Source organism: Streptomyces sp. NPDC059003, assembly GCF_042740445.1.
In the GTDB taxonomy this organism is placed as follows: Bacteria; Actinomycetota; Actinomycetes; order Streptomycetales; family Streptomycetaceae; genus Streptomyces.
On sequence record NZ_JBHYJH010000020.1, the window covers coordinates 49,555 to 65,201 of the forward strand.

Annotated in this window: 13 protein-coding genes; 7 read left to right on the forward strand and 6 right to left on the reverse strand. The window is 72.3% G+C overall.

Annotated features, from left to right (window positions below; all coding sequences use genetic code 11):
* Window position 1: 1 nt before the first annotated feature.
* The 3 genes from ACFWZ5_RS11130 (at window position 2) to ACFWZ5_RS11140 (ending at window position 3,937) form a co-directional block, all read left to right on the forward strand.
* Entirely contained in the window at window positions 2-1,276 is a 1,275-nt protein-coding gene (locus ACFWZ5_RS11130) for a tyrosine-type recombinase/integrase (protein ID WP_384794233.1), read from the forward strand.
* Between the two features lie 397 nt (window positions 1,277-1,673).
* Entirely contained in the window at window positions 1,674-2,345 is a 672-nt protein-coding gene (locus tag ACFWZ5_RS11135) for an RNA polymerase sigma factor (RefSeq protein ID WP_384794230.1), read from the forward strand.
* Window positions 2,346-2,929: 584 nt separating this feature from the next.
* Window positions 2,930-3,937, forward strand: a complete 1,008-nt coding sequence (locus ACFWZ5_RS11140; RefSeq protein ID WP_384890644.1) for a hypothetical protein — start codon at window positions 2,930-2,932, stop codon at window positions 3,935-3,937.
* 230 nt (window positions 3,938-4,167) lie between these two features.
* On the opposite strand, the gene ACFWZ5_RS11145 is transcribed toward ACFWZ5_RS11140, so the two are convergent.
* The 3 genes from ACFWZ5_RS11145 to ACFWZ5_RS11155 form a co-directional block, all read right to left on the reverse strand.
* A complete protein-coding gene (locus ACFWZ5_RS11145) occupies window positions 4,168-5,124 on the reverse strand; it encodes a peptidoglycan-binding protein (protein ID WP_384794224.1) in 957 nt (318 codons plus the stop codon).
* Between the two features lie 87 nt (window positions 5,125-5,211).
* Entirely contained in the window at window positions 5,212-5,700 is a 489-nt protein-coding gene (locus ACFWZ5_RS11150; RefSeq protein ID WP_384794221.1) for a MarR family winged helix-turn-helix transcriptional regulator, read from the reverse strand.
* A gap of 18 nt (window positions 5,701-5,718) precedes the next feature.
* Window positions 5,719-7,209, reverse strand: a complete 1,491-nt coding sequence (locus tag ACFWZ5_RS11155) for an FAD-dependent monooxygenase (protein WP_384890647.1) — start codon at window positions 7,207-7,209, stop codon at window positions 5,719-5,721.
* A gap of 62 nt (window positions 7,210-7,271) precedes the next feature.
* Between ACFWZ5_RS11155 and ACFWZ5_RS11160 the strand changes: the two genes are divergently transcribed.
* Window positions 7,272-7,922, forward strand: a complete 651-nt coding sequence (locus tag ACFWZ5_RS11160) for a TetR/AcrR family transcriptional regulator C-terminal domain-containing protein (protein WP_384803294.1) — start codon at window positions 7,272-7,274, stop codon at window positions 7,920-7,922.
* A 32-nt stretch (window positions 7,923-7,954) separates the two neighbouring features.
* On the opposite strand, the gene ACFWZ5_RS11165 is transcribed toward ACFWZ5_RS11160, so the two are convergent.
* The 3 genes from ACFWZ5_RS11165 to ACFWZ5_RS11175 form a co-directional block, all read right to left on the reverse strand.
* A complete protein-coding gene (locus ACFWZ5_RS11165; RefSeq protein ID WP_384803291.1) occupies window positions 7,955-8,863 on the reverse strand; it encodes a class I SAM-dependent methyltransferase in 909 nt (302 codons plus the stop codon).
* A gap of 270 nt (window positions 8,864-9,133) precedes the next feature.
* On the reverse strand, window positions 9,134-10,540 hold the full coding sequence (locus tag ACFWZ5_RS11170) for a polysialyltransferase family glycosyltransferase (protein ID WP_384803296.1): 1,407 nt from the start codon (window positions 10,538-10,540) through the stop codon (window positions 9,134-9,136).
* A gap of 17 nt (window positions 10,541-10,557) precedes the next feature.
* Window positions 10,558-11,538: a glycosyltransferase family 2 protein gene (locus ACFWZ5_RS11175; protein WP_384803288.1), complete on the reverse strand. Its 981-nt coding sequence runs from the start codon at window positions 11,536-11,538 to the stop codon at window positions 10,558-10,560.
* A 209-nt stretch (window positions 11,539-11,747) separates the two neighbouring features.
* Between ACFWZ5_RS11175 and ACFWZ5_RS11180 the strand changes: the two genes are divergently transcribed.
* From ACFWZ5_RS11180 to ACFWZ5_RS11190, 3 genes are all read left to right on the forward strand, one after another.
* Window positions 11,748-13,103: a DUF6716 putative glycosyltransferase gene (locus ACFWZ5_RS11180; protein ID WP_384803285.1), complete on the forward strand. Its 1,356-nt coding sequence runs from the start codon at window positions 11,748-11,750 to the stop codon at window positions 13,101-13,103.
* A 131-nt stretch (window positions 13,104-13,234) separates the two neighbouring features.
* Window positions 13,235-14,530, forward strand: coding sequence for a cytidylyltransferase domain-containing protein (locus ACFWZ5_RS11185; RefSeq protein ID WP_384803282.1), 1,296 nt, complete (start codon window positions 13,235-13,237; stop codon window positions 14,528-14,530).
* Between the two features lie 14 nt (window positions 14,531-14,544).
* On the forward strand, window positions 14,545-15,486 hold the full coding sequence (locus tag ACFWZ5_RS11190) for an N-acetylneuraminate synthase family protein (RefSeq protein ID WP_384803279.1): 942 nt from the start codon (window positions 14,545-14,547) through the stop codon (window positions 15,484-15,486).
* Window positions 15,487-15,647 lie beyond the last annotated feature (161 nt).

Consider the following 15,647-nt stretch of genomic DNA (forward strand, 5'->3'; position numbering starts at 1 on the left):
AGTGACAAAGCGCGGAAACGGATTCGGGGGGACTCCGGTGGAGGTCCCGCGCAAGGGCAGACCCAACACCTGGGGCGTACGTGCGCCCCTTCACCTCAACCCGGCGACAGGAAAGAAGGAACGCCCCTGGATCGGGCGGGATTTCGCAACGAAGACAGAGGCCAGTCGAGCCCTGAACAAGTGGCTGACGGATCGCGAGGCCGGGGCGGTTGTTGCGCGATCGGACATGAAGCTCGGGGACTGGATAGACAAGTGGTTCGAGGGCCTTCGGGTCGAGGCGACGACCCGCGCAGGCTACGAGCCGAAGATCAGGCTGCACATCAAGCCGCACATCGGAACGAAGAAGCTCAAGGACGTCACTGATGACGACCTGGATGCGCTGTACCGGATGCTGGAAACGGCTCCGTGCCTCACGAACAAGGGCAAGCCTCTCGGGGCCAAGTCGGTTCGCCACGTCCACAACATCCTGTCCGGGGTGTTCGAGGCTGCGGTGACCAAGAAGCTGATCCCCACCAATCCGGCTGCCACTGCCAAGCCGCCGACCACCCGGCAGATCAAGGCGCAGCGGACCAAGTACGGCACGCTGGACGACGCCGCCACGGCCCGTTTCCTCGGAGGGATCTGGACGCCTTGTGGAAGGCGCGGGTGTGGGCCGCTGCACCACTGCACACGTGATGCGCCGCTGTGGACGACGTACACCACGACCGGTGTGCGGCGGAGCGAGGCGCTGGGGATGAAGTGGGACCTCATCCACTGGGACGAGTGCGCGATCGAGTTGGAGTGGGTCGTCGTCGAGGTGGGCAACAAGAGCGTTCTGCGACGCCTCACGAAGGACGGCGACGACAACGCCGTCATCTACGTGGATCAGGCGCTGATGAGCGTTCTCAAGGTCCAGTGGGAGCGTCAGCAGATGTGGAGGGAAAGGCTCGGGTCACGTTGGGTGGATCAAGGGCTTGTCTTCGCCCGTGATGGATACCGGCTCCGAGGGCAGGGAATCACGCCGGGAGGGCCGCAGGATGCCGGGCAGGTCAGTGCGCGGTGGCGGAGCACCAGGGCACGGCTGGAGCTTCCCGAGCGGTTCCGCATCCACGACTGGCGGCACAGCAAGGTCACGAACGATCTGGACGAGGGGGAGAACCCCGTGGAGGTCTCCGCGAACGTGAGGCATCACTCGCCCGGGTACACGATGGCCAACTACGGTCAGCGTCGAGTCGAAGGGGCCCGCAAGCTCGCTTCCGGGACTGCTCAGCGCATTGGCCTGGGGAGGATCGCATGAAGCGCCTGACGCGTTGGTCACGCCGTTGGTCATGGGTGCGGCCGACAGTCGGCATCGCCGCAGACCGGAGTAGTGGACCACGTGGGAACGGCCGGGGCCGCCACCCCCCACAGGAGAGGCCCCGGCCGTCACACGGCACGAACCGCGTGGCGGTCCGTACTCCCTACTGCGTCCCGGCTGCGTTTTCTGTCACACCTCACTGAGTCACCCGGTAGTTGCATGTTGTACAAACATGGACGTGCACCGGTTTCACGCCGTAGCGTGCAGTTTCGCGCCGTGCTGCGACCCACCACCGCAGCCGCCCCCGCGGAACCACCGCGAGCGGCGGTCCGGCGCGAGACCGCGAGAAGGACGGACCCGTGAGAGCCGCGCCCGACCAGGCGCAGAGGGGCACGCAGTGCTGGGGGAGGACGACGCTGAGCTGACCGCCGCCGTGCTCGCGGCGCAGGACGGGGACGAGACCGCGTTCCGTACTGTGTACCGCTCCGTGCACCCGCGGCTGCTCGGTTACGTACGTACGCTCGTCGGCGACCTCGACGCGGAGGACGTCGCGTCCGAGGCGTGGCTGCAGATAGCCCGCGACCTCGACCGGTTCAGCGGCGACGCGGACCGCTTCCGCGGCTGGGCCGCGCGCATCGCCCGCAACCGGGCCCTCGACCACATACGCATGCGCGGCCGCCGCCCCGCCGTCGGCGGCGACGAGACGGAGCTCACCGGCAGGCCCGCCGACGCGGACACCGCGGGCGAGGCCATGGAGTCGCTCGCCACGGACGCGGCGCTCGCGCTGATAGCCCAGCTCCCGCAGGACCAGGCGGAGGCCGTGGTCCTTCGCGTCGTCGTCGGCCTCGACGCGAAGAGCGCGGCCGAGACCCTCGGCAAACGCCCCGGAGCCGTCCGTACCGCGGCGCACCGCGGACTCAAGCGGCTCGCCGAGCTGATGGCCACCGACGCCGCCGCCGGGGAGCGGGGCCTCGGCGCCGTACCCCCGCAGCCGGACCCGCACGACCGTGCGACCCCGTCGCCCCCGTGTGTGACGCATTCGCGTACGCGGACGCAGAAGGACATGTGATGGCCGACGAGCAGGACAAGTGGCTGGACCGTGACGCGGCGGAGCGTTTGCTGCGCGGCGAGCGGCTCGACGGCATCGGTCATCGCGAGCGCGAACAGGCGGACGGCCTCGCTGCGGTGCTCGCCGCGCTGTCCGCGGCGAAGCCCGCGAAGACCGGCGCGGACGGTGAACTCCCCGGTGAGGACGGCGCGTTGGCGGCGTTCCGCGCGGCGCGCGGGGGCCGGACGTGGGCGTCGGCGCCGCGGGCCGAAACGGATGCGGGGGTTCGGGCGGCCGGGGTTACGGATGCGGCTGGTACTGCGGATGCGGCTGGTGTGACGGGTGCGGCCGGTACTGCGGGTGCGACGGGTGTGACGGGTGCGGTTGGTGGCACCGGTGTGACTGGTGCGGTCGGTAGTGCGGGTGCGACGGGTGAGGCCGGTAGCGCGGGTGCGGCTGGTGCGGCCCGTTCGGCGGGTGCGGCCCGTCCGGCGGGTGCGGCTGATGCGGCCCGTCCGGCAGGCGCGACTGGTGTGCCCCGTCCGGTCGGTGCGGCTGACGTGGCGAGCGCGGCTGGCGCGGCTGACGGGACCGGTGCTGTCGGCGTGACCGACGGGGTCGGTCCGGCTGACCTCGCCCATGGGGACGGCCCCGCCCACGTGACCGGTACCGCGAGCGGCGCGGACGACGCCGAGTCTGCCACCGGCACCGGCACCGGCACCGGCACCGGCAGCGCGGCGCCCACCCCCGCAGGCGTACGTCTCCACGTCGTCCCCGGCGGTGACCCCGGTCAGCCCGATCAGCCGGATCAGCCCGTACGGATCGGGCCGGGCGCGGCGGGTCCGCGGCCCGTGCGGTGGGGGCGACCCGTGCGGCTCGGGGCGGCTGCCGCGTTGGCCGCCTGCATGGTCGGCGGGGTCGCGGCGGCCGGTGCCGGAGTGATCCCGTCGCCGTTCCAGCGGGACGAGCGGAAGCCCGCGACCAGCGCGTCCCCCTCCCCGACGCCGAAGACGCCGCTCCGCTCGCCGTCGACCGACGCCCCCGCGCCGCCGGACGACGCCCCGGACGGCGAGAGCTCCCTGCCGCCCGACGCCACGTCCCCCACCCCGGACGAGAGCACGCCGCCGGACGACGGCGACGGCCCCGACCGCAAGGACAAGGGCGGCGACCGGGACCCCAAGGACCGGTCCGACCCGGGCGACGAGGCCGGCGGCGACCGGAAGGGCGACGCCAAGAAGTGGTACGAGCGCGCGGTCGCCCACTGCCGCGACTACCGCAACGGCGAGCTCGACAGCAGTCGGCGCCGCAGCCTGGAGCAGCTCGCGCGCGGCACCGAGCACCTGAGGGCGTTCTGCGACCGGATCCTCGGCGGTGGCGGCAAACACGACGCCGACCCCGGCAAGGGGAACGGCGGCGGCAACGGCAACGGCGGAAACGGCAACGGCGGCGGCAACGGGGACGACGACGAGGGCGGCGACTCCGGCGGCGGCCACCACGGGCCCGGTGGCGGGCGGCCCGGCGGCGGCTGGAGCGGCGGCGGCCACGTGCCGCCGGTCACCCTGCCCCACCAGCCGCGCCCGTCGACGTCGTACTCGGCCGACCCGGTCTTTTAGGGCCTGTCCGGGTATGTGACGCAGACCGCACCCGCGAGGTGTGACGTTTTCTGAATCGGCGGCGCAGTAAGTAGTGAGCCGACTGGTCATCGGCCCGCGCACGAGCCGGGGTTCCCCCCGTACCTACGGCTCCGTGCCATTGGCGCGGGCGGAATTCGTTCCCCCGATTCCGCCCGCGCCCTTAATTCCGACGGGACCGACCCACTTCCGACGGGAACAACCCGCGGAGCTCACCGGTAGATGACCACCCGGTCCCCGTTCTTCACCTGCTTGAACAGGCTCGCGATCCGCTTCTTGTCCCGCACGTTCACGCACCCGTGCGACGCGCCGTTGTATCCGCGCGCCGCGAAGTCGGACGAGTAGTGCACGGCCTGGCCGCCGCTGAAGAACATGGCGTACGGCATCGGCGTGTCGTACAGCGTCGACACATGGTGCCGGGACTTCCAGAACACCTGGAACTCGCCCTCGCGCGTCGGCGTGTACTCCGAACCGAAGCGCACGTCCACCGTCGTGAGCGCCTTGCCGTCGATCATCCACGTGAGCGTGCGGCTCTTCTTGCTGATGCACAGCACGCGCCCGGTCAGACACCGCTCGTCGGGCTTCGCGGGCGGCATGCCGCCGTCCGGGTAGAGCTCGGACCGCGTCGGCTCGTGCGTCATCCGCAGGAGCCGCTCCCAGGTGCGGGTGTCGGTCTCGCCGGTCGGCCTGAGCCCCCGCTTGCCCTGGAAGCCCTTGACCGCGGCCGCCGTCGCCGGACCGTACGTACCCGTCGGGGACCGCAGGAACCAGCTGAGCTGCCGCAGCCGCGCCTGGAGCTCGCGGACCAGCTTGCCCTGCTTGCCCTGGGCGAGGAGGACCGGTCCCGGCGGGGGAGGAGGCGGCGGCGTCGCCTTCGGCCGGGTCGGCGGTGTCGTCGGCGTCGGTGTCGAGGGCAACTCGGCCCGCGACACCGGGGACTTGATCTTCGGTGTGGGGGAGCGCGTGTACGTGGGCTCCGGCTGGTCCGGCGAGGACCGGGCGGGTGGCGCCTTGTCGCCGCTGGACCCGGCGCCGTCCCTGCTGTCACTCCTGCCGCCGCCGTCCCGCCCCGCCGTGTCGACTGCCTGCGCCGTGCACCCGCACGCCAGGGCCAGGGCGACGACGGCGCCCGCCGCCGCGCGCCCCCGGGCTATCGCACCCCTGTTCATCGCATCCCCCATGTCACGCCACTGTCACTGCACTGGACAACTCCCTCTGAAGTCTTGCCCATTGGGGCGTGGATTGGGAACCGGGCCTCAGTGGTGCCAGGCCGAGCCGTTGACGTTGTGGATCATGCGCTGGAGCACCTTCAGGGCCCGTACGTACTCCTCGTCGTCGATGCCCTCGTGGATCTCCTGCCGGGTCTCCTGCTGCCGCGCGGCGACCTTCCGCTGGAGCTCCGCGCCCTCGGCGGTGATGTGCAGCTTGCCGTCGGCGTCCTGCGTGAGGAGCTCGCGGCGGATCAGGGCGTCGGTGCTGTGCTCGATGCCGCCCGCGCCGAACTCCAGGTAGCCGCTCAGGACGTCGATGACCTCCTTGCGGTCGCGGCCGTCGTCGTGGCCGATGACCTGGTTGAGGACCCACCACTGCGGCTGGGTGAGCCCGTACTCGGCGAGCATCGTGCGGATGTGCTGCACGACGGACTGCCCCGCCGTGGAACTCCAGTACCCGATGGGCTGGTTGACCAGGTCGGCGTCGCTGTGGGAGGGGGTGAAGGGGGCCTTGGTGGCGTTCGTGTTCGTCATGGGTACGAACGTAGGACCTCAAGTTTGATTGAGGTCAACGGCCGCCTTCAAGTGATCCATGACACTCTCCGCGTATGCCATCAGCCCCGTTCCGTCCCGGCCCGCCCACGCCACATACCCGTCCGGGCGGATCAGGAAGAGCCCGGTCCCGTATGCGGTGATGCTCTCCGCCCGTCGTGCGCGCACCAACTCACCACCCGAATGGGGGAGTTCGGTGTCCTGGCCCACCGCGAGCAGCGTGAAGTGCGGGCCCCGCAGCGCGTCGAAGACCCGGCCGGTGCCGAGCGCGCCGTCCGGGGCGCGGTCGCCCGCCCGCAGGGCGTCGTCCGGCAGGCCCTGCCGGGTCTCGGCCGAGAGGGACGACGTGCGGTAGCCCAGGCCGAGCTGGCGCGTGGCGGCGCCGCGCCGGGCGGTGCCCCGGTGGATGCCGGTCGACAGGTTCAGCATCTCGGCGGCGACGGGGCGGCGCTCCTCCTCGTACGTGTCGAGCAGCGCGTCGGACGCGCCGTGCCGCAGCACCGCGCCGAGCTTCCAGCCCAGGTTGTACGCGTCCTGCACGCTGGTGTTGAGGCCCTGGCCGCCCGCGGGCGAGTGCACGTGCGCCGCGTCGCCCGCGAGGAAGGCGCGACCCGCGCGGAAGCGGTCCGCGAGCGCAGCCCGCGGCCGGAAGTCCGAGGCCCAGCGCACCTCCGTGACGTCCTCCGCGGCGAGGTGGGTGTGGGCGGCGACGGCCTTGCGGACGCCGTCGGGCGACGTGTCGGGCGCGGTGCCGTCCGGGAACTGGGCGACGAACTGGAAGTCAGGGATGCCGGGCAGCGGGCAGATCGCGGCGAAGCCGGTGCGCTCGTCGCCGTCCGCGGGCGGGAACATGTGCCAGTTCACGCGGTCCAGGGCCGGCTCGGCGACGCGGATGTCGGCGACCAGGACGGGCTTCGGGTCGACCTCCTCGCCCGTCATGCCGATCCCGAGCGCGCGGCGCACCGTGGAGCGCCCGCCGTCGGCCGCGACCGCGTACGCCGCCCGCACGGCCGTGCCGTCCGCCAGGCTCACCGTGACCCCGTCCGCGTCCTGGTCGAGCCCCGTCACCTCCGCGCCGAAGCTGACCGTGCCGCCGAGCTCCGTCAGGCGTGCGTACAGGATCTCCTGCGTGCGCCACTGGGGGACCATCCACGGTGCCGTGTACGGCGCGGAGTCCGTCGCCTTGGGCTCGTCGAACATGCGCTGCTCGCCCTGGCGCACCCCGTCCCGCCACACCATGCCGACCGGCATGGGCCCGCCCGCCGCGAGCATCGCCTCCGCCACGCCCAGGTCGTCGAGGACCTCCAGGGTGCGGGGCTGGATGCCCTTGCCGCGCGAGCCGGGGAAGAGCCGCGGGGCGCGCTCCAGGACCAGGGCGCGGACGTCCCGCCGCGCCAGGTCACAGGCGAGGGCGAGCCCGGTGGGTCCGGCCCCCACGATCACGACGTCGGCCGTTGCGACGTCAGCGTCCTTAACGTTGTTAAGTTCCATGCCTCCGAGGCTGCACTTAACGGCGTTAAGTTGTCAACCCCTAACGGTGTTAAGTTGTCTGCGTGGCTACGACACGACTGGACCGGCGGCGGGTGGCGTGCGTCGCCCTCGACCTGCTGAACGAGACCGGCCTCGACGGCCTGACCCTGCGCGCGATCGCCAAGGAGCTCGACGTCAAGGCCCCGGCGCTGTACTGGCACTTCAAGGACAAGCAGGCGCTGCTCGACGAGATGGCGACGGAGATGCTGCGCCGCATGACGCCGGAGCTCGAAGGCGAGCCGGACGCCGACTGGGAGAGCGCTCTCACGGCGGCGATGCGGAGCCTGCGCCGCCACCTCCTGCGCTACCGCGACGGCGCGAAGGTCTACAGCGGCACCCACTTCACGGGCACGACGTACGCCACGCCGATGGAGGCGCAGCTGCACCGGCTCACCCGCCAGGGCTTCGCGCCGGGCAGGGCGGCGCGTGCCCTGGTGACCGCGTACAGCTACACCATCGGCTACGTCATCGAGGAGCAGGCCATGGGCCCCGACCCCGAGGACGGGCCCGGCGGGTACGACCTCGCCGACCGCGCCGAGCGCCTGAAGGACTTCCCCCTGACGGCCGCCGCGGGCGACGAGATGTTCCGCGGGTTCGAGGACGGGTTCGAGGAGGGGCTCGCCGCGGTGGTGGCGGGGATCGGGGCGACGCTCCGGGGCGGCCCGGGGGCGTGACCGCGCCCCGGGCCGTCCCCCTCAGGGATTCCCTACGACCGCCCCTTGCGCACCGCCCGCGTCACCACCGGCGGCAGCAGGTCCGCCGCGAGCCGTCGTGCGCGGGACCGGGTGCCGGTGCGGTCCGGCTGCGCCGGGACGGCCGCGAGGGGGGCGGGGTCCGCCGGGCCGGGCGGACGGTAGTGCCGCGAGCGCGGGAAGGCCGGCGGCGGCATGCCCTTCTTGGACTTGACCCGGACGATCCGGTGGCCCGCCGCCTCCTGGACGCTCAGGTGGCAGTCGTCCCGCTCCCGCACCATGGCGAGGAGCTCCTCCTGCACGGGCCCGGGGTCGGCCCACGTCCCGTACAGCTTCTGCGTGCTGAGGCAGATGGGCTTCAGGCCCCGGTTGAGCACGGCCTCCCAGGCCGCGATGGACACGCCCGGCGTGTGCTCCGAGCGGAAGTCGTCGAGGACGACGACGCCCTCGGGGAGCAGGGTCTCGTACGCGGCGCCGATGTCGCCGTGCACGTGCTCGTACAGGTGCGAGGCGTCGACGTGCACGAACCGGCAGGAGTCCGGGGCCACTTCGTCCGGGACGACGGAGCTCGGGCCGCGCAGGACGCGCGGCAGCTCGTCGTGGAACGAGAGGTAGTTCCGCTCGAACGCCTGCTTCGTCAGGGTCGGATAGGACTTCGTCGACTCGGCCTTGTTGGCGCCGTCCGGCGCCTCGTTCTCGAACAGGTCGCAGACCGTGTACTCCTCGTCGGCCTGTTGATGGTGGCCGATGAGAATCGCGCTCTTGCCCAGGTAGACGCCGATCTCCAGAAGATCGCCGCGTACGCCCCGCGATTCCTGTCCCGTCAGGAACCAGTCGAAAAGCAGCTGGTCGAGCGGGGGAAACCAGCCGGGAACGTCCTTGAGCTCGTGGGGAAGCATGGCAGTGTCGTGCGCAGCAGGCATGGGGGGATATCGCTCTCGTTCGCGGACGCGATTTCCCGGGACGCTAGGGGGTCGTTCCCGGCACGGTCAAGGCGCGCCCCGCAATGCCGCTTCCGGCCACAGGGGAAAACTCCGCGAGGTGAATTCGAGGTGAACGAGACCTCGATTTCCGCCTTACGGGGACGGGGTGCGCGGATTCTTCCTTACGGGGACGGGGCGCGCGGAAGGGGTTCGGGCACCCCGCCCGCGCACCCCGTCCACGCGCCCCGTCCGCGCACTCCGTGCCGCTCGTCAGCCCAGCGCCGCCCGCTTGATCGACCGCGCCCGCCGCGCCACCTTCCGCACGGCCGCGTTGCGCGGGATGAACGCCAGCTGTACCGGGATGCCGCCCGGCAGCGCCAGCGACGTCAGGCGGCGCTTCTTGAAGTACCGCCACGTGCGGTCGTCGAGGTGGGCGGTGAGATACCGCTCCACGGCCGGGCGCAGGCTCGGGTAGATCTTCGGCTGCATGGCGAAGCCCACGGCCCGCACCAGGCCGGTCAGGGCCCCTGGGTCGGGGCGCGGGCCCTGCCGCTCGACGGCGGCCCTGTCGGTGACGTCCGGCAGCAGCGCGTCGACCAGGGTGACCGGGATGCGGTTGCTGTTCTCGTACGGCTTCAGGCGCTCCAGGAGCAGCTCCGTGCCGATGCGGGCCACCGGCAGGTCGTAGAAGGCGGACGCGGTGAGCAGGGCCGTCGAGAAGCAGCCGACGACGAGCGCGGGCCGCATCCGCTGGTAGAGGACCTCCGCGAGCACCGGCGTGTCCAGGACGGTCAGCTCGACGCCGAGCCGCTCGGCCTCCAGCTCCAGCTGCCGCGACCAGCGGGCCGGTGCCGTCGGGTGCGGCTTGAAGACCACGCGCGTGTGGCCGAGGGCGGCGACGGCGCCCAGCATCCGGCTGTGCAGGTCCTCCTCTTCCTCGGCGGTGAGGATGTTGAGGGCGGACAGATACTGCCCGAGCAGCAGCGCCGGCTCGGACACCTGCGGCAGGGCGTCGAGGATGCCCGACTCGGCCTCGCTGTCGGCGAGTTCGCCGAGGACCTTCAGGAAGTCCTCGGTCGGTACGACCTCGGGCGCCACGCCGAACTCGGTGAGCAGCATCGGCGTGAGCCCGGGCACCAGGTCGAGGTGGAGCAGGCGGCGTACGCGCGTGCCGACGAGCGGGTCCAGCTTGCTGCGGGTCGGGCCGTAGCTCATCAGGCCGTCGGCGTACACGTCGACGGGCGCGCCGTTGAAGATCCGGGCGATGGCGAGCGCCGGGTTGACCTGGATCGACTCGACGGCCAGCTCGACCTGGTCGTCGCCGAGGTGCCAGGCGAGCCGCAAGTACCGCTCCCACAGCGGAAGATCGTCGCCGCGCGGCGACCAGCCGCCCGGGTGGAACGGCGAGATGGCCTCGTTCCACGAGAGCACGTCGTCGAAGCGGGCGCGCAGCTTGTCGAAGCCGGGCATCGTGTCGACGGACGGCGTCGTCTCGGGCGTCGCGGCGTTGTTGGCGATGAGCAGGACGCGCCGGTCGGCCGGGGCGAAGCGGTCGGTGTCCAGGGCGGCGGCGAGGGTGGCGATGCCGTACAGCGTGGACGCGAAGAAGATCTGCGTGGTGCGGCGGCTGCCGTCGGGGCGCGCGGCGGCGAGGGCGGCGGCGTGCGGGTCGCGCACCGGGGATCCGGCGGGGCTCACGCGGCCACCTCCCCGGGGGCGACCGAGCGCCGGCGCAGGCGCCGCAGGCGCGTGGCCCGCTGCATGTCCATGGAGTTCAGGGCCTCCTCCAGGACGCCCTGCGGCATCCGCTTCAGCGCGGCCGCGCTCAGCGTCTTCAGTTTCCGTGCCACGGCGGGCTCGAACCTCTCGATGGATCCCAGGTGGTGGGAGATGATCGCGCAGTACGTACGGACGGCCTTCGGGAGCAGCAGGGCCGCGTCGCGGTCCTCGGCCGTCTCCCGCACCACCTGGTCGAACGCCTTGATGAAGTCCAGCTGCCGTACGTCACCGATCTGCGTGAGCGAGGACGCCACGCCGCGCCGGTAGAACACGCCGAGAAGCCCGACCGCGGCGAAGGTCTCCGCCTCCCGGTGCAGGCGCCAGATCCACGGCCGGTCCTCGGCGGTGCGCAGGCCGTGCGTGAAGTGGAGCAGGCCCTTGTCGAGCAGGCGGCGGTGGTAGATGCCCGCCCACGCGAAGGCGTAGTCGACGGACGTGGAGCGGTCCGCGGGCAGTATCACGTCGCGCGGATTCAGGACGGTGCCGCGCACGCCGTGCGGGACGCGGTGCACGCTGCGGGCGCGCGCCGTGCACTGCACGTGGTCGGTGCGCAGGAAGTCGCAGCCCAACTCATCGATGGACGCGAGCAGTTGCTCGTAATATCCGGGCGCGAGCCAGTCGTCGCCGTCGAGGAACGTGACGTACTCGCCGCGTGCCGCGTCCAGGCCCGTGTTGCGGGCGGTGGCCAGGCCCCCGTTCTGTTCGTGTCTGAGATGCACGGCCCCCGGTAGTTCGCGCGCCGCGCGCTCCAGGATGTCCGGCGTCCCGTCCGTCGAACAGTCGTCGACGAGAATGAATTCGAAGTCTCTCCGCGCGTTCGCACGCAGGGACTTCAAGGTGTCGGGCGCGTATTGCTGCACGTTGTAGAACGGCACGATGACGGAGAGCTTAACCACGTGCGAGACGTTAGGTGTCGGCCCGGCATTCGTCTTGACCGACGGTGGGATGTCAGGTGAACGAAGCGTGGCGGAATGGTTAACCGGGCTCCGTCCGCCCCTGCCGTCACCCGTTTGCGCTGCCGATTCGCCATTCGTCGGCACGCTGTTAACCGTTTGTTGCACCTGAGTTGGGCCTTCAATCGAAATGGGTTCCTAGCGTCTTCGACGTGCCAGTAAGCAACAAGACGACGCGGGTCGCCGTGCTCGCCGACTCCGACACCCGGTGGAAGTGGGGCGCTCTCACCGCGAGCCGCCTCGCGGGCGCCGAGCCCGGCTCCACCGAGGTCCATCTCGACGGATTCCTGCTGCGCGGCCGGGCCACGCCCACGCCCCGCCAGCTCCAGGAGGTCGGGGTGCGCGCGGACAGCCTGCGCGAGGTCACGGCCATCGAGTTCCTGAGCGCCATGGAGGACCAGGGGGCGGAGTACGACCTCCTCGTGCTCGCCCTCGTCGGCGGCGGCGTCCAGGCCGTCCTGCACGGACTCGCCCGCGCCTGGTCCGGCACCCGCCGCCGCCCCGTCGTCGTCACCGGCTACGTCGGCGTCGTCTACGAGAAGCTCGCCGACGGCCTGCTCCTTCGGCACGGCGCGGACGTCGTCCTCGCCAACTCCCGCCAGGACGCGGAGCGGTTCCGCGCGGTGTACGAGGGGGTGGGCGCCGAGGCGTCGAGCGTCGTGGAGGCCGCCCTGCCGTTCCTCGGCGGCGCGCCGTACGCGCCCCGCGACCCGTCCGCCCCACAGCAGGAGCGCGGCCCCTACACCGTGGTCTTCGCCGCGCAGCCCTCCGTGCCGGAGAAGCGCGCCGACCGGATCCACCTCCTGGACCGCCTCATCGGGCACGCCCGGCGCCACCCCGACCGCGAGGTCCTGCTCAAGCTGCGCAGCAAGCCCGGCGAGCACACCACGCACATCGAGGAGCTGCCGTACCAGAAGCTGGTCAAGGGCATGGAGCCGCCGCCCAACTTCCGCCTCGTCTACGGGCACATGGGCGAGGTCCTCGACCGCACCGACCTGCTCGTCACCGTCAGCTCCACCGCCGCGCTCGAAGCGCTGCACCGGTGCGTCCCGACCGCCGTCCTCACCGACTTCGGCATCCGTGAGGCGCTCGGCAACCACGCCTTCATCGGCTCCGGGTGCCTCGCCTCCTGGGACCAGCTGGACGCGGGGCACGCGCCGGAGCCCGACCCCGCGTGGGTCGCCCGGCAGGGGGTCGCCGCCGACGGGACGTACGCGACGGCCTTCGACGCGGCGCGCGAGCGGGTCGCCGAGCTCGCCGGGCAGGCCCGCGGCACCGGGCTCCCGCCGCTGCGGCCGTACTACACCCGCACCACCGCGCCCGGCTATCTGCCCGGCATCCTCGCCCGCCACCACCTCGGCCTCGACGGCGCGCCGCTGCCCGGCGCCCCCGCCGCCGACCGCGACCCGGGCCCGGTGCGCCAGGCCGTGCGCAGCGCGGCCCGCGGCGCCTACCGGCACGGTGTGCAGCGCGTCGCGCCGGTCATCCGGCGGATGGGCGAGCTGTGATCCCGCCGGACGCGGACGGGCGAGCCGCGATCCCGCCGCAGGGCCGCGCCCGGCCCGCCGAGCCGAGCCCCGCGCCCGGCACCCCTGAGACCCCGGGAACCCCCGACGCACCAGGCCCTGAAGGAGCCGCCATGTCCAACCCCCGCCCAGAGACCGCGCCGGCGCGCCGTGTCCTCGCCGTCATCCCCGCGCGCGGCGGATCCAAGGGGGTGCCCGCGAAGAACCTCGCGCCGGTCGGCGGGGTCCCGCTCGTGGCCCGCGCGGTCCGTGCGTGCACCGCGTCCCCGCTGGTCACCGACGTCGTCGTGTCCACGGACGACACGGTGATCGCCGAGACGGCCCGCGCGGCGGGCGCCGAGGTGGTGCTTCGCCCCGCGGCCATCGCGGGCGACACGGCCACCAGCGAGGCGGCGGTCCTGCACGCCATGGACGCGCACGAGGAGCGGCACGGCCGGGCGGTGGACGTGGTCCTCCTCGTCCAGTGCACGAGCCCCTTCATCACCCGCGAGGACGTCGACGGCATCGTCGACGCGATCGTGGCGGGCGGCGCGGACACGGCGCACACGGTCGCGCCCTTCCACGGCTTCATCTGGCGCGACGCGGGCGACGAGCCGCCCGCCATCGAGGGCGAGCGCACCGCGGCCGAGGGCGGCACCACCACGGTCGTCACCGGCACCGTCACCTCCGGCGGCTACGGCGTGAACCACGACAAGTCGTTCCGCCCGCGCCGCCAGGACCGCCCCCAGGACCTCCTGGAGACCGGCGCGGTGTACGGCATGGCGGCGCCCGGCTTCCGCGAGCACAAGCACCGCTTCTTCGGCCACACCGAACTGGTGCGGACCGACCCCGCGCGCGTCCTCGAGATCGACGACCCGCACGACCTGGCCCGCGCCCGCGCCCTGGCCCCGCTCTTCGACGCGGTCCGCGCCGGGGACCAGGCCGCCCTTCCCACCCGCGACGACATCGACGCGGTCGTACTCGACTTCGACGGCACCCAGACGGACGACAAGGTGCTGATCGACTCCGACGGACGGGAGTTCGTCACCGTGCACCGCGGTGACGGCCTCGGCATCGCCGCCCTGCGCAGGTCGGGCCTGACGATGCTGATCCTGTCCACGGAACAGAACCCGGTCGTCGCCGCGCGTGCACGCAAGCTCAAGATCCCCGTGCTGCACGGCATCGACCGCAAAGACCTCGCACTGAAGCAGTGGTGCGAGGAGCAGGGCATCGCTCCCGAGCGCGTGCTCTACGTCGGCAACGACGTCAATGACCTCCCGTGCTTCGGCCTCGTCGGCTGGCCCGTGGCGGTCGCGAGCGCCCACGACGTCGTGCGCGGCGCCGCACGCGCGGTCACCACCGTCCCCGGCGGTGACGGCGCGATCCGAGAGATCGCCGCCTGGATCCTCGGCCCCTCCCTCAACAGTTAAGGACAGTTCCTGCCATGAGCACTACGGCCTCCAACAACCGCCTGCGCACGCTCGGTTCCAAGACCGCCGGGCCCGGCCACTCCGTCTACATCACGGGTGAGATCGGCATCAACCACAACGGCGACCTGGAGAACGCCCTCGCGCTCATCGACGTGGCCGCCGACGCGGGCTGCGACGCGGTGAAGTTCCAGAAGCGCACGCCGGAGATCTGCACGCCGCGCGACCAGTGGGACATCGAGCGCGACACCCCCTGGGGCCGCATGACGTACATCGACTACCGCCACCGCGTGGAGTTCGGCGAGTCCGAGTACCAGGCCATCACCGAGCACTGCAAGAAGCGCGGCATCGACTGGTTCGCGTCCCCGTGGGACACCGAGGCCGTCGCCTTCCTCGAGAAGTTCGACGTGCCCGCCCACAAGGTCGCCTCCGCGTCCCTGACGGACGACGAGCTGCTCCGCGCCCTGCGCGCCACGGGCCGCACGATCATCCTCTCGACCGGCATGTCGACCCCGAAGCAGATCCGCCACGCCGTCGAGGTCCTCGGCTCCGACAACATCCTGCTCTGCCACGCCACGTCGACGTACCCGGCGAAGGCCGAGGAGCTCAACCTGCGCGTGATCAACACGCTCCAGGCCGAGTACCCGAACGTCCCGATCGGCTACTCCGGCCACGAGACGGGCCTGCAGACCACGCTCGCCGCCGTCGCCCTCGGCGCCACCTTCGTCGAGCGCCACATCACGCTCGACCGCGCGATGTGGGGCTCCGACCAGGCCGCGTCCGTGGAGCCGCAGGGCCTCACGCGCCTGGTCCGCGACATCCGCACCATCGAGGCCTCGCTCGGCGACGGCGTCAAGAAGGTGTACGAGTCCGAGCTCGGCCCGATGAAGAAGCTGCGCCGCGTGGCGGGCGTCGTCGCGGAGGCCGACGCGGCCGACCGCGAGCCGGTCGCCGTCTGAGCCGCCCGGGCTGTCCGAGCCGTCCGGCTCTGCTCGCCGGCGGGCGCTCCCGGTCGCGCCCGCCGGCCCCCGGCGCCCCCGGGAGCGCGCCGGTGCCGCTCCCGCACCCGCGTTCCCGGGCGGCCACCCGCCCCACCTGTCGCTCGCCCCGCCCCATCCCG

Excerpts from the sequence above, each read along its gene's own strand:
- ACFWZ5_RS11185 (WP_384803282.1), top strand. The coding sequence starts at position 13,235 with ATGTCCAACCCCCGCCCAGAGACCGCGCCGGCGCGCCGTGTCCTCGCC.
- ACFWZ5_RS11190 (WP_384803279.1), top strand. The coding sequence starts at position 14,545 with ATGAGCACTACGGCCTCCAACAACCGCCTGCGCACGCTCGGTTCCAAG.
- ACFWZ5_RS11155 (WP_384890647.1), bottom strand. The coding sequence starts at position 7,209 with ATGGAACTTAACAACGTTAAGGACGCTGACGTCGCAACGGCCGACGTC.
- ACFWZ5_RS11150 (WP_384794221.1), bottom strand. The coding sequence starts at position 5,700 with ATGACGAACACGAACGCCACCAAGGCCCCCTTCACCCCCTCCCACAGC.
- ACFWZ5_RS11145 (WP_384794224.1), bottom strand. The coding sequence starts at position 5,124 with ATGAACAGGGGTGCGATAGCCCGGGGGCGCGCGGCGGCGGGCGCCGTC.
- ACFWZ5_RS11165 (WP_384803291.1), bottom strand. The coding sequence starts at position 8,863 with ATGCCTGCTGCGCACGACACTGCCATGCTTCCCCACGAGCTCAAGGAC.